This is a genomic window from Deltaproteobacteria bacterium, assembly GCA_028818775.1.
Lineage (GTDB): Bacteria > Desulfobacterota > Binatia > UBA9968 > JAJDTQ01 > JAJDTQ01.
The window spans coordinates 1-16,493 of record JAPPNE010000073.1; the positions used below are offsets into that span (position 1 = coordinate 1).

A 16,493-nucleotide genomic window follows, 5' to 3' on the forward strand; every position below is an offset into this window, starting at 1 on the left:
CGTTTTGCTACCTCGAGCATGGTGGTGTCGCGATATCCGCGCTCGGACAGAACCTTGGCCGCGACGTCGAGGATATGACCCCGGCGCGGTGCGCGGGATGACTTTTTCACTCACGCCTCCCTCCGGCAACGCCTTCGATCCTTCCGGACCAAATCTAACAGAACCCGTAGGTGTGTCAATATCGCCGTACTTCCAGGTACCCGTAAAGCCGTTCTCTGGTGCTGGAAACATGCGAAACATTCTCACTCGGGCGTCTTGACGCGATTTTGACGCGATACGTGTCATTTTAGATAGGGTTTCCCCAAGGCAATCGGCGGCACCGCGCGTCCGAAAAACCCCGCCAGCAGCACCACCGTGAGGACATAGGGCAGCATCGGGATGAGGGCGGCCGGGAGCCTGAGCCGTCCCTGGTCGCAGGCGCCGCCGAGGGCGGTGATCAGAAACTCCATCGCGTTGCCGTCGCCGCAGAACACAGCCACGCCTTCCAACCTCGGCGTGTACGTGTCGAGGAATCCGAAGAGGAGGCAGGCCAGCAGCGCCGGACCGGGCCGCCACTTCCCGAAGATCATCGCGGCGAGGGCGATGTAGCCTTTGCCGGCGGACATCTCGCGCACGAACCCGGCGCCGTGGGCGATAGAGAGATAGGCTCCGGCGATACCGCAGAGAACACCGGCGAGGAGCACGGCGCGGTAGCGCAGCCAGGAAACCGAGACGCCGGCCGTCTCCACGGCCTCGGGTGCCTCGCCGACGGCGCGCAACCGCAACCCGAAGGCCGTGCGGTAGAGCAGCCACCAGACCGCAAGGACGGCACCCAGGCCGACGTAGACCAGCACGTTGTGCCCCGAGATCAGTTCGGCGTAGAGCGGGCCCGCCATCGGCACTTGGGCCACGGCGTCCACCCCGGGCAGGCGGATGGGGCCGAAGCGCTCCGACGGTCCGAGATCCGGCGTCTGCCCGCCCTGCTGGAATAGCGCAATCCCCACCACGACCGTCAGGCCGGACGCCAGGATGTTTACGGCAAGGCCGGAGATGATCTGCTCGCCGCGTTGGGTGATGCAGGCGAACCCGTGTGCGCCGGCGAACAGGACCGCGACCCCGATGGCGGCCGCGAGCCCGATCCAGGGCGAGCCGGAGAGGCTGGCGGCGGCGGCCGCGGCGAAGGCGCCAGCCAGGAGCTTGCCCTCCAGCCCGATGTCGATGATCCCCGACCGCTCGGAGAGAACCCCCGCCATGGCGCAAAGGATCAGCGGGGTCGCCAGCCGGAGCGTCCCGTCGAGCAGGCGCAGGATGTCGACCCAGACGTCAGGCATTGGCGGGCCTCCACCAAGCCGCCAGCCGGAGGAGCCAAGGCACCGGCATGTGCGCGAGGGCGCCCGAGAAAAGGATGATCAGCCCCTGGATGACCAGAACCATCTCCCGGGTGACCGTCTTGAACTCGAAGTCGAGCTCCGCGCCGCCCTGGTAGAGTGCTCCAAACAGAAACGACGCCATGACGATCCCCACTGGATGGTTGCGGCCCATCAACGCCACCGCGATGCCGGTGAAGCCATAGCCCGCCGTGAAGTTGAGGACCAGCTTGTGGTGCACGCCCAGGATCTCGTTGAGCGCCATGCAACCGGCCAGCGCGCCGGAGATGGCCATGGCTGTCACGATCAGCCGGCGCACCGGAACCCCCGCGTAGACCGCCGCCGGCTCGGATTGGCCCATGACGCGCAGCGCATAGCCGAGCTTGGTGCGCCAGATCAGCAGCCAGACGCCGACGCAGGCCGCGAGCGCGAAGATGAAGGAGATGTTGAACGGCGAACGTTCCGCCTCCATCCCGAAGGCGCGCAGAATGTCATGGATAAAGGGAAGCCAGACGGCCGCGTCCAGACTCCGTGTCTGGGGCGACCCCTGCCCGGACATCATCAACATGCCCGAAAGCAGCCAGACGAGGAGCCCCGCGGCAATGAAGTTGAACATGATGGTGGTGATGACGATGTTGCTGCCGCGATGGGCCTGGAGCCAGCCCGGAACGAAGGCCCAGGCCGCGCCGAACCCCGCCGCGCCGCCGACGGCCAGCAAGATCACGACGACGCCGGGCAAGTAGGGATCGAGCGCAATGCCGACGAGGGCAACGCCAAGACCGCCCATCATGGCCTGACCCTCGCCGCCGATGTTGAACAGCATGGCGTGGAAGGCCACGGCCACGGCGAGGCCTGTGAAGATGAAGTTGGTGGTGTAGTAGAGCGTGTAGCCGAGGGAGCCGGGGTGAATGAACGCCCCCTGGGCCATCACCGCGAGCGCCCGCAGCGGATCCTCGCCGATGGCGGCGAAGAGGAGCGCCACCACCGCCAGCGCCAGCAACAGGTTGACGGCCGGGACAACAAAGACATCCATCCAGCGCGGCAGCGGCATGCTAGCCCTGATGTCGAATGGCGTCCTTCGACTTCGCTTCACTACGCTCAGGACGAACGGTGTGAAGAACACATCGCCGCTCGTCCTGAGCGTAGCGAGGTCCGCCGAGCGAAGTCGAAGGAACCCTCACGCCGGCGCCTCGCCCGCCATCATGAGTCCCAGTTGCCCGCGCGTGGCAGCGCCGCGGTCGACCGTGCCGACGACGCGCCCGGCGTGCATCACCATGATCCGGTCCGAGAGCGCGAGGATCTCGTCCAGCTCGGCCGAGACCAGCAGGATCGCGCAGCCCTGCCGCTTGAGGGCGAGGATCTTCGCATGGATGAACTCGATGGCACCGATGTCCACTCCCCGGGTCGGCTGCGCCAGGAGCAGGATGTCCGGGTTTTCCGCGAACTCCCGGGCGATGACCAGCTTCTGCTGGTTGCCGCCGGAGAAGCCGCGGGCGGGGAGCCGGGTCTCCAGGGGACGCACGTCGAAGTCGTTCATGATCGGGAACGCACGCGACTCCATGGCGGCCGGCCACGCCCACATCCCGTCGCCGAAATGCCCGGGATAGCCGAGCATGGCGTTCTCGCGGGCCTCGAACGGCAGCACCAGCCCGCGACGCTGCCGGTCTTCGGGCACATGGGCCATGCGCAGCCGGCGCATGCGCGCGCTGTCCGCCGGGCGCGCGCGGTCGACTCTGCCGCCGGAGAGCGCCAGCCGTCCTTCCTGCATGGGCGCAATGCCCGCCAGCACGTCCAGGAGCACCGACTGCCCGTTGCCGGAGACACCCGCCACCCCCAGCACTTCGCCCGAACGCACCTCGAACGAGACCCGGTCGAGCCGCACCGTGCCGGCGGCGTCGCGCCAGGTGACATCCTCGACCCGCAGCGCTACCGTGCCCGGCGTGCCGGACTCATGCTCGCGATCGAGCGCGACCTTGCGCCCCACCATCAGTTCGGCGAGCTCCACCGGCGTGGTCCGGGCCGGGACCCGGTGGCCGACGATCCTGCCCGCCCGCATCACCGACACGGCGTCGCACACCGCCATGATCTCCGGGAGCTTGTGGGTGATCAACAGGATGGTCACACCGCTGTCGCGCAGGCCTCGCAGGATCTCGAAGAGCCGTTCGGTGTCGGCCGGCGTGAGCACGCTGGTGGGCTCGTCGAGGATCAGGATGCGCGCCCCCCGGCGCAGCGCCTTGAGGATCTCGACCCGCTGCTGCAGACCCAGCGGCAGGTCCTCCACCACGGCATCGGGATCGACGCCCAATCCGATGCTCTGCTCGAGCTCCAGCAGTTCCGTGCGCACCTCCGCGGCGGCGGGCTTCAGCCGCGCGTGCGTCTCCGCGCCGAGCATGACGTTCTCAAGCACCGTGAAGGTGGGCACCAGCATGAAGTGCTGATGGACCATGCCGATGCCGTAGGCGATGGCGTCGGCGGGCGCGGCGATGGCCACGGGCCGGCCGTCGATCTCGATCTCGCCTTCATCGGGCGCATAGAGGCCGTAGAGGATCGAAACCAGCGTGGTCTTGCCCGCTCCGTTCTCGCCGATGATTCCGTGGATGGTGCCGGCCGTGACGTCGAGGTCGACGGCGTCGTTGGCCAGAACCGCGCCGAAACGCTTGGAGATCCGCCTGAGACGGATCGCCGGCGGCGTGCTCCCGCTCACGTGGGAGTCAGCGCTCACGTGAGGATCCGTCCTGGCAGGACCGGAGGTGCCCGTCGCGGCAGAAGTTCCCCCGTCCATCAGAACGGACAGTCGGAGTTGCTCCCGTAGTCGTGCACGGTGATCCGCTTGGCGATGATGTCCTCCTTGGCGCGTTCGACGGCGGCGCGCACCTCGCCGGAGACCAGCGCGGCGTTGTGCTCGTCCTGCGCCCAGTCCACACCGCCTTCGGCGAGGCCGAGGGTCACCACGCCAGCGGTGAACTTGCCTTCCATCGCATCCTTCAGCGTCTGGTAGGCGGCCACGTCCACGCGCTTCAGCATGGAGGTCAGCACGTGGCCCGGCGCGAGCCCGTTCTGGTTCGAGTCCACCCCGATGACGAGCTTGCCGGCATCCGCTACCGCCCGGATGACGCCCAGGCCCGTGGCCCCGGCCGCATGGTAGACGACATCCGCGCCGCGGTCCATCTGCCCGCGGGCCAACTCGGCGCCCTTGGCGGGATCGTTCCACGCCGCCGGCGTCGTTCCGGTCATGTTCCGTAGCACCTCGATCCCGGGGCTGGCTCCCCTGGCACCCTGTACGTAGCCGCAGGCAAACTTGCGGATCAACGGCACATCCATGCCGCCGACGAAGCCGATCTTGCCGGTCTTGGAGGTCAGTGCTGCGGCAACGCCCACGAGGTAGGATCCCTCGTGTTCCTTGAAGGCATACTGGCGGAGGTTCGGCTGGTTCAGCCAGAAGACGTCGATGATCGCGAACTGCCTGTCCGGATGGTCGGCGGCCACCGCGTTAATGGCATCCGCCTGCGAGAAACCCACCGCCAGCAGCACCGTGACGCCGCGCCCCACGAGCCGGCGCATGACTTGCTCGCGTTGAGTCTCGTTCGTGACCTGGAACTCCAGGACGTCGACGCCGGTCTCGTCCACGAACTTTGTTACGCCCCTCCAGACGCCCTCGTTGAAGCTCTTGTCGAACTTGCCCCCCTTGTCGAACACCACCGCGGGCTTGAAATCCGCAGCCCAGGACGCGGAGGAAATGAGGAGTGCCGTCGCGGCGACGAGTAGGATTCTGGTCATGTCGCTCCCCTTGTCGAACTTCGCACCTGCAGACCATATAGAACCATTTCCGGTCCGCGAAGGGAAGTCGATCCCCTGCGTTGGATGGGCGTTCCAACAGATTCCGGCGACCTTCCACGAAGTGTAGAACAAGTCGGGTTTCGTCCACGAATCGCAGATGAGCTTGACAACTTGGCCCTGTCAGGTTATAACCGTACCATCAAGTACGGTAATAAGGAGGAGAGTATGCCGACCAGAAAAAGTGCGACAGCCCTTACCAACGACGAACGGGATTCTCTGTTGGCCGCTGTAATGAGCATGAAGGCAACCGTTGCAAATCCTAGTGCTCCCTCAACACAACGGATTTCCATCTACGACCAGTTCGTGGCGTTGCATTTGGGATGTCTAAACGTCACCGTCCCGGGTGGAAGTACATCCAACATGGGACACCGTGGTCCTGCGTTCCTGCCGTGGCACCGGGAGTTTCTCCTGTCCTTCGAGAAGGCCCTTGTGGGACACGGGTCGTCTACGGGTCTTCCCTATTGGGATTGGACGGACCATGCTGGCACGGCAAACAAGCTATTCGTGAATGACTTTCTGGGGCCCAGAGACGGGCTGATCGGAGAAGGGTACTTTGCTTTTGACGCGCCCGGAACCCAACGAAATAATTTCGCGAGACCGTCATGGTGGCCAAAGAATCTTCCGGGTTGGCAGGTAAGGCCTTCTCTTGCCTATAACCTTGGAACCATCCTTCGCCGAGAACTAGACACCAGAAGCCTTGCCGTCCCGGAGGACGTTCGACGCACGTTGAGTAGACCTGAATTTGAAGACACCGCAATGTCGATGGAAGTTGATCCCATAAACGGAACGCAGACTCGCCAGCCCAAGGGATTCAGAAATAGGCTGGAACGGGGGCTTCGCATGCACAACTATGGGCATGGATGGGTCGGTGGACATATGGGCCATCCATATACTTCACCCAACGATCTCATATTCTTCATGCACCACTGTAACATCGACCGTCTTTGGGCAAAGTGGCAAGACGACGGCCGTCAAGGTAGCCCGTTCTACCCCGGGCCGCAATCAGGGGAAGATGAGGGTCACAAGTTGAACGATGTGATGTGGCCTTGGATTGGAATGAAAACAGGGTACGTATCCAACCTATTGCCGTCAGACTGCCCGATACCCGATTTTTCAGTCCAGCCGGAGAGATCGCCTGCAGATGTGCTCGATCATCGATCACTGGGTTACATCTATCAGTAAGCGTTCGTAGCCTTGCCGAACCCTAGCCTTCAACTACGGTAGATCTGAAGAAACCAGCGACAGGTCGCGGTTTCGTTCCCGGCTCCAACGTCGGCTCGTGGGACGCTGTCGCATCTGTCGCCAGTTTGTAATGCGCGTTGAACCGAAGCCGTGGCGACGACGAATCATCGAATCAGTCAACGCGAGTCCATCAGAACGTGTCTGCTGGCCCACAAGGTCTCAGGTCCTTCGCAACCGTTCCGCCTTCACCGTCTCCTTCCGTCGCGGCTCGGGGAACACATCCGCGGTGCACAGCACATCCACCAGGACCGGCTGGGTCTTGCCCAGGCGCAAGGCTTCGGCGAAAGCGTCCTCCAGCTCGCCGGGCTCGGTGACCCGCAGACCCGCCGCGCCGAAGACGCGGGCATACTCATCGAACGGCGGGTTGCCGATGGCGTCGCCGATGTAGCGTTCGTCGTAATAGAACTTCTGGTAGGCGCGTTCGGAGCCGTAGTTGAAGTTGTTGAGGATGATGCAGGTAGTGGGGATGTGCTCGCGCACGGCGGTCTCCAGTTCGGCGCCGTTGTAGAGGAAGGAGCCGTCACCGCTCAGGGTGACGACGGGGCGGTCCGGGGCGGCGAGCTTGGCGCCGAGGCCCACAGGGTAGCCGATGCCGATGGCGGCGAGTCCCTGGGGCGCCAGCAGGCTCCGCGGGCGTTCGAAGGTCTGGTACTCGTAGACGTAGCCCGGGCCGACGCCGGCGTCGATGGAGATGATGGCGTCCTTGGGGAGGACCTTGCGCAGGGCAGCGTGGGCCCGGCGCGGGTCGATGGGGCGGCCGTCGAAGCGGGCCGCACGGTTCCGGTGCTTGTCCTGCGCGGCGCGCACGGCGGCGGCCTTCCTGAGCCAGCCCACGCGGCCCGCGCCGTTCCGTTTCACCGCCCGCAGCAGCGCCTTGACGGCGACCCGGGCGTCGGCCTGCATGCCCACGTCCGCAGGATAGACCCGGCCGATGTTGCTCCGGTCCTGGGCCACGTGAATGAGCCTGGTTCCGGGAGCGAAGAAGTCCGGGCGCCAGAAGGTGGTGAGGTGGCCTAGGCTGGTGCCCACGGCCAGCACCAGGTCGGCCTGCTTGAAGAAGGCCTGGGCCTCGGGCAGCGCCCCCCGGCCGATGGTGCCCAAGTACAGGGGATAGGACCGGGGCGCGACGTCGTCCCGCCCGGTGGAGGACATGACGGGCGCGCTCAGGCGTTTGGACAGCGCAATGACCTCGTCACTCGCTTCCGACCAGAGGACGCCGCCGCCGGCCAACAGCACCGGCCGGCGCGCCTTCTCGAGCAACCCGGCGGCCGCCGTCACGGCTTCGGCGTCGGGCGCGGGGACAGCCACGTCGCCCCGAAAGAGCCGGCCCATGTCCGGCATCTCCACGCTCTCGTTCAACACGTCCCGGGGAAGGTCCAGGTGCACCGGCCCGGGCACTCCCGTCATGGTGCGCTGGTAGGCCTCCCAGGTCAGTGCCGCCGCCAGCTCGGGCTTGCGCACCTGCACCGACCACTTGACCACCGGCCGGAACATGGCCTGCTGGTCGATCTCCTGGGCCGAATCCCGGAACATGTCCTTGAGCATGGGGGCGCCGGTGATGACCAGCACCGGACTCTGGGCGTGGAAGGCATTGGCCACCCCGGTCAGGAGGTTGGTGGCACCGGGGCCGTTGGTGGCAATGCACACGCCGGGACGGCCGGCAATGCGCGCAAACCCGTCGGCCATCAGGGCCGCGGCCTGCTCGTGGCGCGTGGAGAGAAACTGGATGTCCTCCCGGCCGTACATGCCGTCGAGTATCTCGAGCATGCACGAACCCACGACGCCGATCACCTTGCGGACACCTAGCTGCGCCAGCACTTCGGCAACCGCATGTCCCGCGGTCATTTTCATGATGTGGTTCCTCCAGGGGGTCCGGTGCGCAAGGCGCCAGGTTCGATGCCTTCGAGGCTATCTCCGAACCGTAAAGGAGGCAGGCGGGCAAAACAAGCGTGGACGGACGCCGGCTGAATGGGGCTGCGCCGGCATGACGGATTTCGGCGGATGAATTCCGGCGGGCGAAGACGCGAAGACTACGCCAACGGGTTGCCCTGGACGCCGTAGAGCCGGAGGAACTTCCGCACGGCTCGTTCGGCCTTGTCGTTGATGTCGGCTTCGGACGGTGTCTCGATCACACCGAGCAACCTTCGTGTATAGGCATCTCCAAGGAGGAGCACGAGAAAGGTCTCCGCCGCGTCGTGCACGTCATCGAACTGGAGAACGCCGTGAGCCCGGCACCGTTCCAGATAGCCGGCGAAGGCACGCAACGTGGGATCGCGGCCCAGTTTGGCAACGCTTTCGGCCAACGAGGGCCCCGAACACGCCTCGGAAATCGCAGCCCGGTCAATGGCGACGGCTTTCTCGTCGAGAAGCACTGCCGCCAGTGCCCGGCCGAAGTCGGTCAATACGGACTCGACCGGAACTTCCTTGTCATGATACCCGTTGACCGCCATGCGCATTCGCGCCGCGTTCCGGCGGATCACTGCCTCGAACAGCCCCAACTTGTCCCCGAACCAGGTGTACAGCGTCTCCTTGGAAGCCGAAGCGCGCTGCGCCACTGCAAGCATGGTGGTGTCGCGGTATCCCCGCTCCACGAGGATATCGACCGCGATGTCGAGGATCTGCGCACGGCGAGGTATACGGGAAAAATTCCTTCTTCGACGCTTTTTCGGAGCCTGTTTGATCATAGGAAACAATATTCGCTTTCTTGACGGATAATTTCAACACTCCGTACGGTATGTGCAGGTCAGGTGGCGAACCAAACGTGGCATCCGCCGGGCGCCTCTGGTAAGATCCGGCCTGCATGAACCGGGAGGAGTTCCCGCGGAGCTTCAGCCTCCGCGAGTATCCGTGCCGAGAGGAGCAACTCATGGAACCCAGCGGAATCATATTCACGGAACGCCGGGAGCAGCCCGTCAAGCAGTGGCCCTTCCCCGACAAGAAAGTGGGGCAGGCGAGAAAGGCCCAGCGTCACCCGCTCACTCGCCGGTACATGTTCATGCGGGAGGACCATGACCGCCGCAATCTGCACGACGGCCCGGTGAACCCGGACCGGCTGGAGACCGAGGACTGGGCCGGGGTTACCCGCACCATCAAGAAGGTGGTGCTGGACATGGGCGCGGACATCGTCGGCGTCGCGCCCATCGACGAGTTCGACTTCGTGCGCGGCACCAAACCGCCCGAGGGCCACACGGTGGCCATCTCCTTCGCCATTCACATGAGCTTCGAGGAAATGAAGCGTCTGGGCCCGCTGGCCCAGACCGAGGTTCACAAGGTCTACTACCTGTTGTCCGACGTCACCGTCCGCTTGGCGCAGTACATCCGCGCCTACGGCTACCACGCGGTGGGCTATGCCAACGAGGGCGACCTGCTGTTCATTCCGGTGGCCTGGAAGGCTGGCTTGGGCGAACTGGGGCGCCACGGCTCGCTCATCACCAAGAAGTTCGGCCCGAGCGTGCGGCTGGGCGCTGTCACAACCGAGATGCCGCTGATTCCCGAGGCGCAACCCGCGGACTTCGGCTTCGACGACTTCTGCCTGCGCTGCAACGCGTGCACCAACTTCTGTCCCGGGGATTCCATCGTCCCCCAGAAGCAGGAGGTCTTCGGCACCGTGCGCTGGCACGTGGACACCCCCACCTGCCGTCCTTTCTTCGAGCAGTACGAAGGCTGCAAGGTCTGCCTCACGGTCTGCCCGATCAACGCCCAGACGCCCGTGGCGCCCATGTACAAGAACCTCATGAAGGGACTCATGCGGCGCAAGATCCCCGTGCGGCAGCTCATCGACGAGTGGCGGGCGGAAGGCATCCAGGAGGCCGAGGAGTTCGGCGAGGGCTGGGTTCCGGAAACCGAGGAAGAGAACGGATCCGGCGACGGCCGGTAAGACGGCTCGCCGATCCTTTGGACAGCCACAACAAGGGAGAGTTTCATGTTTTTCGAGCTGCGCCAGTACAAGACGAAGCCCGGCAAGCGCGACGCCTGGGTCAAGACCATGGAAGAGAAGATCATCCCGTTCCACGCGTCCAACGGCGTGGTTGTCTCCGGCAGCTTCACCGGCCGGGATGACGATGACACCTACGTCTGGCTGCGCCGCTTCGACAGCCCGGAGCAGAAGGAAGCGTTCGCCAAGACCATCGCGGAGAGCGACTACTGGAAGAACGAGGTGGTCCCGGACATCCAGGCGATGCTGGACCGGGAAGCCATGGTGGTGACGGCGCTCGAAGCCACCGCCTTGTCGGTCATAAACTGAGGCTCGTCACTTCGACCCCGCCAGGAGCTCGCAGAGCCCCCGGATACTCGTCACACCCTCCAGGCCGGCGATGAGCTCGGCGACTTGCCCGACCTGCTCGGCGTCCAGCGCCCTGGCCGCGCAGGTATCGAACTTCTGCCGCAGCTCCGCTGGGGTCATGGGCTTTTCGGGCCTACCCCGTGAGTGGTCCACGCGGCGGCGCAACTCGCCGCCGTCCTTGAGACGGACCGTCACATCGGCGGGACGGGCGCCGTCCGCGGTATCCACGAGGCCGGCATCCAGCTCCATGACGATGGTTTCCGCGAGGCGCCGGACCGCGGGGTCCGTCGCGGCCTCGTCCGTGAACGTGTCCAGCACCAGCGCCCCGTCCACGAGCGCCCTCGCCAGGATGTAGGGCATGCTGAACTTGGACTCGATGCCGTTGGCAGGTAACGCGTTCATGATCCGGTCGAACACCTGTGAGGTCACGCCCACCCGGATTGAATCCACCTGGTCCGGCCGAAGACCTTCCTGCCGCAGTTCCAGCACGGCGTCCACGGCCGCGTGGGTCAGGCCGCCGCAGGGATACGGCTTGACGCTGATGCCGATGCCGGTGAGGTCGAAGCTGCGGCCGAGAGTCTCGAACGGGCTCGCGTCGCACTCAAGCCCACGGCCGAAGCAGTCGAACACCCCTTTCCCTTCTTCCAGCGCCGCCGGGCTGGAAGTGAAGCCTTGCCCGGCCAGACGCGTTGCCAGCACGCCGTTCTGGGCCGCCAGCCCCGAGTGCAGCGGCTTGGTCATGGTGGCGAAGTTCCACACCATTCCCGACGCCATGGAAGCGGCGATGCCCAGTGCATTGCGCGTTGCGCCGGCGTCCAGACCCGCCAATCGCGCGCAGCAGGCCGCGGCGCCCACCGTGCCGAAGCTCGATGTGGCGTGCCAGTGGCCGTGGGTGGAAAGCTGCGGTATGGAGCGGGCCAGACGCGACACCACCTCGAAGCCCGCCACATAGGCGGCCAGGACGTCCCGGCCTGTAGCCCCCAGCGTCTCTCCCATTGTGAGCACCGCTGGGATCAGGCCGGCGGTGGGCTGCCCCATGAGATAGCTGTGGTCGAAGTCCAGGGCGTGGGCCGAGGTGCCATTGCACAGCGCGGCCAACGTGGCCGAGGTCTGAAATCCATGCCCGATGACCGTGGCCTCGCCGGCCCCGGATTCCTGTCGTGCCATCGCCGCGCAGATCCGCGCGCTCTCCTCGTCCGATCCCGCCAGCGCCACGCCGACGCAGTCCAGGAACGCCGACTTGGCGGCCGCCACGACCTCCGGCGGCAGCCTGTCGAAGTCATTGCCGACGACGAATTCCGATATCCTGTCTGCAAGTCCGTCCATCGTGTGTTGTTCCTTTCCAGCGGCAGCATCGTCACAGCCAGCCGAGGAAGCGGAAAAGTCCCGGCCGATCCGCAAACTGGTCGATGGGGAGGCGCTCCAGAAAGAGGATCCCATCGGGCGTCACCGGCGGCACCTGCGACCGCACCCGGTAGGAACCGCCCGTCTCGTTAAGCCGAAAGCCGTCGTTGGCCAGATCCACCAGACCGTCCTCGCCCAGTCTCCCCAGAATCGCGCGGTCGGCTTCGTCGAAGCGCAACTCGATGTCGCCAGCCCTGAACGCGCGCACCAGCCCCGCCAGCAGCGTCACGACCCTCGGGTCCTCGAAACGGCAACTCGCCACGACGCTCCGGTTCCGGCCGCCCTCAGGCGTTCTGCTCCGGCTCCCGGTTGCGCCGTCCGGGGGTGTGGCCCAGCACCGTGGTGGCGGCGCTGATCATGGAGGTGAGGTCGCTGAGATTGGCGGGGACGATGAGGGTGTTGCCCTCCTTGGCGAGGTTGCCGAAACGCTCCAGGTAGTTCTCCGCGACGCGAAGCTGCATGGCCTTGTCGCCACCCTCGGAGTCCAGGGCCTCGGCCACCTTCTTCAGGCCTTCGGCCGTGGCCTCCGCCACCGCGAGGATGGCCGAGGCCTCGCCTTCGGCCTCGTTGATCTGGCGCTGCTTGGCGGCCTCCGAAGCCTTGATGACCTGCTGCTTTTCGCCTTCGGCCTCGTTGATCTTGGCGTCCCGTTCGCCTTCGGACGACAGCACGGTGGCGCGCTTCTCCCGCTCCGCGCGCATCTGCTTCTCCATGGCCGAGAGCACGTCCTGTGGCGGGTTGATGTTCTTGATCTCGTAGCGCAGCACCTTCACGCCCCAGGGATCGGAGGCCTTGTCGAGTTCCTCGACCACGGACTGGTTGATGTGACCCCGCTCCTCGAACGTCTTGTCCAGCTCGATCTTGCCGATCTCGCTGCGCAGCGTGGTCTGGGCGAGCTGGGAGATGGCGAACACGTAGTTGCCGATGCCGTACGACGCCCTTTCCGGTTCCACCACCTGCAGGTAGAGCACGCCGTCCACCCCCACCTGGACATTGTCCGACGTGATGCAGACCTGCTCCTCGATGTCGAGGGCGTGCTCCTTGAGGCTGTGGCGGTAGGCGACCCGCTCCAGGAACGGCACCAGGATGTTGAAGCCCGGCTTGAGAGTACGCGAGTACTTGCCGAGGTTCTCGACGACGTACGCGTTCTGCTGCGGCACCACCACGGCCGTCTTGATGAGCACGATCAGCACGACGAGGGCGAGAACGCCGGTCGTGATCAGGAAACCCAGGTTCGCATCCAGTCCAACCATTACCGTCCCCCTCCCGGTTCGTTGACAGCGTCGTCGGCCAGTCCTTCGATGGACAAGTTTACGCTGTCTCTTCCGACCACGCGCGCGCGGCCGCCCGCCGCGATCGGCGCCGGCCCCACGTTGACCGCGGTCCATTGGGTGCCCTGGAGACTCACCCGCGTTTCACCGCCCAGGGGGACCTCCTCGGCCACCGACACGATGCGGCCCGCCACCTTGTACTCGAAACCCGGCAGCCCGCCGCGGATGCGGTCGTAGAGCTTCCCGCGGAACAGCACCATGGACACCAGCGCCAGCACCGCGAATGCCGCCAACTGGCCCCAGACGGGCAGGTCGACACCCGCCAGTCCGATGATCCCTACGAGGACCGCGGCCGCGCCGACGAAGATAAGATAGAACGCGGCGTCGACCGCGGTCAGCTCCACTCCCATCAGGATGATCCCGATGCTCAGCCAGCCCCACCAAGGCATGTCGTGCTCCTCGATAGCCGGTCCCTGTCCCGGCCTCCTCGTCATTCCGTCTCCCGGCCCGCGTGCCGGTCCCGACCGGTCCCGGTTTGCCCGGAGTATTGGCTTGCCCCGATGATACGAGTATGCTCGTTTGCATGGGCCGGATCAATCCTGTCGAGGAGGTGCCGCCGTGACGTCGCCGGATCAGTTCATCGATGAGTTGTGGGAATACGCAAACCAGGTGCCAATGGTGGAGCATCCCTGGTTCAAGGGCATCGTCGACCACCGATGGAGCCGCGAGCAGATCGTCCTGGGAGAGGTGCAGCACTACCTCCGCGTGCGTACCAACCCCATCTACTTCGGGTACATGGCGGTCAACGCGGTAGCGAACCGGGAACAAGGGCTGGCGGACGTGGTGCTGGAGAACTTCCTGGAGGAGCTGTCCGGCGACCGCAGCCACGTGGACATCATGTACCAGTTCCTGGAGGAAGCCGGGATATCCCGCGAGGAAGCGGACAACGCCGAGCCCACGCCGGGCACCCTGGCGGCCATCGAGATGATCATCGGCTGCTGCCAGCGCAGGTCCGCGCTCGAAGGCGTGGCCATGCTCGCCTTCGTCGAGAGCCAGCACGGCGGCCCGGACGGCGCGGCCGCCCGGGCCTACAAGGAGCTGGTGGGACACTACGGTTTTTCGGAACGGCAGGTGGAAACCTACCGCATCCACGCGGAACAGGATGTGGGGCACGGCTCCCGGCAGATAGACACCCTCCGCAGGGCCGCCGTCGATGAGGAAACCCGCGAGAAGATCCGCCGCGCCGTCAAGCTCGGCATCACCGCGTTCACCCTGGAATGGGACGGCCACGTCCAGGCCATGACCGGCCGGCGGGACTTCTGGCCGGGAGTCCGGCCCTTCGACCCGCGTCAGGCCGAGGCGGGCCTGCCGGAAGCAAAGCAAGCGTGAACCTGCCGTCCGGAAAGGACCGCCCCACCCCGCTGGTTCCCGCTTCCGCGGGAATGACTCTTCGAGGGCCGGCTAGATCGGCCAGTCGTCCGGCAGCGGCGCGCGCAGCTTCTGGTACTCGGGATCCTCGCCACAGGTCTCGCCGACGCGTTTCAGCGTCGCGACGAGGTCGTCGAGTTCCATCTCAAGGGTGTTGGAGACCATACCCGCGGTCTCTTCGAAGCCGAGGCCTCAATTGCCGTATCAGCCACCCATGCGCTTGAAGATGTACTTCTCGCGTTCGGTCATGCTTTCCTCCAGGCACCTACAAAATACGTTCGAGCGTCATTTTCCTGTCAACCGTCAGGCCCTCGACGCCTTCTCTGGATCTCCGGGGTCGGAGAACCCCACCCGCTGAACCGTCACGAGCTCCGTGGCCGCGTCCGGCGACCCGTCCGGCGCGAAGCGCACGGTCATGCGCGCCAGTATCCGCCAGAGGACTTTCCGCCATTCGACCGTGGAGATCAAGAACGTATTCTCCACCACCTCGCCGTCGCTGCCGCGGCACGCAACCACAGCCTCCAGGTCGGTGCTTGCCGACGGCGCGACCCGAACATCTGCAAGCTCCCGGAGGCCGCTGCGGAACCGCCCGTGCGGGAACCGCACATCGAGCAACCGCATCTCGGAAGTGGTGAGGTTGTCGATGCGCCAAGCCATGCGCCAATCCTCGCCGCACCTGGCGCAGGATACCTGCGTCACCCGGATCCGCGGCTCTTCCGCTTCGGGGTCCGCCGGACGTTCCGCGTCGCTCATGAACGCTCGCCGCGGCCGCCGTGAGTGCTTGTCATGGCCAAGACCCGCTCAATCCTTCGCACCCTTCGGACGGTACTCCGCGGCGGCGATGCGGTCGGGGAACTCGATGTCCTCGTTGCGGCAGGCGTCGACGATGAGCTTCGAGCCCCAGTCCTTGCCCGGATGCACGGGGTCCAGGCGGCTGCCCTTGACGCGGTCGATGATGGAGATGTCGGTGGCCGCGTCCACCCGCGTGGCCACGGCCCACAGCACCTCCTCCTCGTCGTATACGTCGATATCCGCGTCCACGACGACAACGTGCTTGAGCAGTTCCGAGGCGGTGAACGCGGCCATGGCCGCCAGCTTGGCCTCGCCCTCGCAGCGCTTGTCGATGCTGATGTAGCAGTGGAACCGGCCGGCGCCGCTCAGGGGCAGGCACACGGAACGGACGGTGGGCACCACCGCGCGCACGTTGCGGTAGATGCTACCCTCCTTGGGCACCGCCCCCAACAGCCGGTGGTCGCGGTGGCCCGCCAGGATGTCCATGCACATGGCGCCCCGGCGGTGGGTGATGGCGGTGACTTCCACCACCGGCGACTCACCCGCGGGGCCGTACAGGCCGGTGAAGTCTCCGAACGGTCCCTCCACTTCCCGCTCGTAAGGCACCACCCGCCCCTCGATGACCATCTCGGCGTCCGCGGGCACCAGCAGCTCGTCGCCGAAGGTCTCCGACGGCACCAGCCGCAAGGGTTCGCCCATGAGCCCGCCGATGCTCTCGTACTCGTCCTCGGCGATGCCGTTGAGGATGCAGTTGCCGAGGTAGTAGGCAGGGTGGTGGCCGATGACGCAGGCCACCGGCAGCGCCTCGCCGCGCGCCTCCGCGCGCACGTAGTAGTCCCATATATTGCAGATTGATCTCAACTGATGTCCATCATTTTCTCGGGTAGCGGA

Annotated in this window: 16 protein-coding genes; 3 read left to right on the forward strand and 13 right to left on the reverse strand. The window is 65.6% G+C overall.

What is annotated here, in order from left to right:
• Positions 1 to 281: 281 nt before the first annotated feature.
• From OXU42_09130 to OXU42_09155, 6 genes are all read right to left on the reverse strand, one after another.
• Positions 282 to 1,310, reverse strand: coding sequence for an ABC transporter permease (locus tag OXU42_09130; protein ID MDE0029545.1), 1,029 nt, complete (start codon positions 1,308 to 1,310; stop codon positions 282 to 284).
• Positions 1,303 to 2,397, reverse strand: a complete 1,095-nt coding sequence (locus OXU42_09135) for an ABC transporter permease (GenBank protein ID MDE0029546.1) — start codon at positions 2,395 to 2,397, stop codon at positions 1,303 to 1,305. The genes OXU42_09130 and OXU42_09135 overlap by 8 nt, the downstream gene beginning before the upstream one ends.
• A gap of 126 nt (positions 2,398 to 2,523) precedes the next feature.
• Positions 2,524 to 4,068: an ABC transporter ATP-binding protein gene (locus tag OXU42_09140; protein MDE0029547.1), complete on the reverse strand. Its 1,545-nt coding sequence runs from the start codon at positions 4,066 to 4,068 to the stop codon at positions 2,524 to 2,526.
• 59 nt (positions 4,069 to 4,127) lie between these two features.
• On the reverse strand, positions 4,128 to 5,123 hold the full coding sequence (locus tag OXU42_09145) for a BMP family ABC transporter substrate-binding protein (GenBank protein ID MDE0029548.1): 996 nt from the start codon (positions 5,121 to 5,123) through the stop codon (positions 4,128 to 4,130).
• A gap of 1,461 nt (positions 5,124 to 6,584) precedes the next feature.
• The gene (locus OXU42_09150) at positions 6,585 to 8,276 is read right to left on the reverse strand and encodes a thiamine pyrophosphate-binding protein (protein MDE0029549.1); all 1,692 of its coding nucleotides are present in this window, start codon (positions 8,274 to 8,276) and stop codon (positions 6,585 to 6,587) included.
• Between the two features lie 179 nt (positions 8,277 to 8,455).
• On the reverse strand, positions 8,456 to 9,109 hold the full coding sequence (locus tag OXU42_09155; protein MDE0029550.1) for a TetR/AcrR family transcriptional regulator: 654 nt from the start codon (positions 9,107 to 9,109) through the stop codon (positions 8,456 to 8,458).
• Positions 9,110 to 9,291: 182 nt separating this feature from the next.
• Between OXU42_09155 and OXU42_09160 the strand changes: the two genes are divergently transcribed.
• Together OXU42_09160 and OXU42_09165 are read left to right on the forward strand one after the other, a co-directional pair.
• On the forward strand, positions 9,292 to 10,302 hold the full coding sequence (locus OXU42_09160) for a hypothetical protein (GenBank protein MDE0029551.1): 1,011 nt from the start codon (positions 9,292 to 9,294) through the stop codon (positions 10,300 to 10,302).
• Positions 10,303 to 10,347: 45 nt separating this feature from the next.
• Positions 10,348 to 10,668, forward strand: coding sequence for an NIPSNAP family protein (locus tag OXU42_09165; protein ID MDE0029552.1), 321 nt, complete (start codon positions 10,348 to 10,350; stop codon positions 10,666 to 10,668).
• A gap of 6 nt (positions 10,669 to 10,674) precedes the next feature.
• Here OXU42_09165 and OXU42_09170 read toward each other — a convergent pair whose 3' ends face one another.
• From OXU42_09170 to OXU42_09185, 4 genes are read right to left on the reverse strand one after another with little or no spacing between them, the layout of a single operon-like run.
• Complete coding sequence (locus OXU42_09170) at positions 10,675 to 12,033, reverse strand: MmgE/PrpD family protein (protein MDE0029553.1); 1,359 nt, start codon at positions 12,031 to 12,033, stop codon at positions 10,675 to 10,677.
• Between the two features lie 31 nt (positions 12,034 to 12,064).
• On the reverse strand, positions 12,065 to 12,340 hold the full coding sequence (locus OXU42_09175) for a hypothetical protein (GenBank protein ID MDE0029554.1): 276 nt from the start codon (positions 12,338 to 12,340) through the stop codon (positions 12,065 to 12,067).
• Between the two features lie 55 nt (positions 12,341 to 12,395).
• A complete protein-coding gene (locus OXU42_09180) occupies positions 12,396 to 13,364 on the reverse strand; it encodes a paraslipin (protein ID MDE0029555.1) in 969 nt (322 codons plus the stop codon).
• Positions 13,364 to 13,876 (reverse strand): NfeD family protein, encoded by a 513-nt coding sequence (locus OXU42_09185; GenBank protein ID MDE0029556.1) that lies wholly within the window; start codon positions 13,874 to 13,876, stop codon positions 13,364 to 13,366. Before OXU42_09185 ends, OXU42_09180 begins: the two co-directional genes overlap by 1 nt.
• Positions 13,877 to 14,000: 124 nt before the next feature.
• Here OXU42_09185 and OXU42_09190 point away from each other — a divergent pair, with 124 nt between their 5' ends.
• Positions 14,001 to 14,771, forward strand: coding sequence for an iron-containing redox enzyme family protein (locus OXU42_09190; protein MDE0029557.1), 771 nt, complete (start codon positions 14,001 to 14,003; stop codon positions 14,769 to 14,771).
• 72 nt (positions 14,772 to 14,843) lie between these two features.
• Here OXU42_09190 and OXU42_09195 read toward each other — a convergent pair whose 3' ends face one another.
• The 3 genes from OXU42_09195 to OXU42_09205 form a co-directional block, all read right to left on the reverse strand.
• Complete coding sequence (locus tag OXU42_09195) at positions 14,844 to 14,975, reverse strand: hypothetical protein (protein MDE0029558.1); 132 nt, start codon at positions 14,973 to 14,975, stop codon at positions 14,844 to 14,846.
• A 138-nt stretch (positions 14,976 to 15,113) separates the two neighbouring features.
• The gene (locus OXU42_09200) at positions 15,114 to 15,563 is read right to left on the reverse strand and encodes a hypothetical protein (GenBank protein MDE0029559.1); all 450 of its coding nucleotides are present in this window, start codon (positions 15,561 to 15,563) and stop codon (positions 15,114 to 15,116) included.
• A gap of 48 nt (positions 15,564 to 15,611) precedes the next feature.
• Positions 15,612 to 16,493, reverse strand: an 882-nt coding sequence (locus OXU42_09205) for a UbiD family decarboxylase (protein MDE0029560.1), incomplete at its 5' end; no start/stop codon positions are given.

Coding starts and splice junctions, on each gene's coding strand:
- OXU42_09130 (MDE0029545.1), bottom strand. CDS start 1,310: ATGCCTGACGTCTGGGTCGACATCCTGCGCCTGCTCGACGGGACGCTC.
- OXU42_09135 (MDE0029546.1), bottom strand. CDS start 2,397: ATGCCGCTGCCGCGCTGGATGGATGTCTTTGTTGTCCCGGCCGTCAAC.
- OXU42_09145 (MDE0029548.1), bottom strand. CDS start 5,123: ATGACCAGAATCCTACTCGTCGCCGCGACGGCACTCCTCATTTCCTCC.
- OXU42_09150 (MDE0029549.1), bottom strand. CDS start 8,276: ATGAAAATGACCGCGGGACATGCGGTTGCCGAAGTGCTGGCGCAGCTA.
- OXU42_09155 (MDE0029550.1), bottom strand. CDS start 9,109: ATGATCAAACAGGCTCCGAAAAAGCGTCGAAGAAGGAATTTTTCCCGT.
- OXU42_09160 (MDE0029551.1), top strand. CDS start 9,292: ATGGAACCCAGCGGAATCATATTCACGGAACGCCGGGAGCAGCCCGTC.
- OXU42_09165 (MDE0029552.1), top strand. CDS start 10,348: ATGTTTTTCGAGCTGCGCCAGTACAAGACGAAGCCCGGCAAGCGCGAC.
- OXU42_09170 (MDE0029553.1), bottom strand. CDS start 12,033: ATGGACGGACTTGCAGACAGGATATCGGAATTCGTCGTCGGCAATGAC.
- OXU42_09180 (MDE0029555.1), bottom strand. CDS start 13,364: ATGGTTGGACTGGATGCGAACCTGGGTTTCCTGATCACGACCGGCGTT.
- OXU42_09185 (MDE0029556.1), bottom strand. CDS start 13,876: ATGACGAGGAGGCCGGGACAGGGACCGGCTATCGAGGAGCACGACATG.
- OXU42_09195 (MDE0029558.1), bottom strand. CDS start 14,975: ATGGTCTCCAACACCCTTGAGATGGAACTCGACGACCTCGTCGCGACG.
- OXU42_09200 (MDE0029559.1), bottom strand. CDS start 15,563: ATGAGCGACGCGGAACGTCCGGCGGACCCCGAAGCGGAAGAGCCGCGG.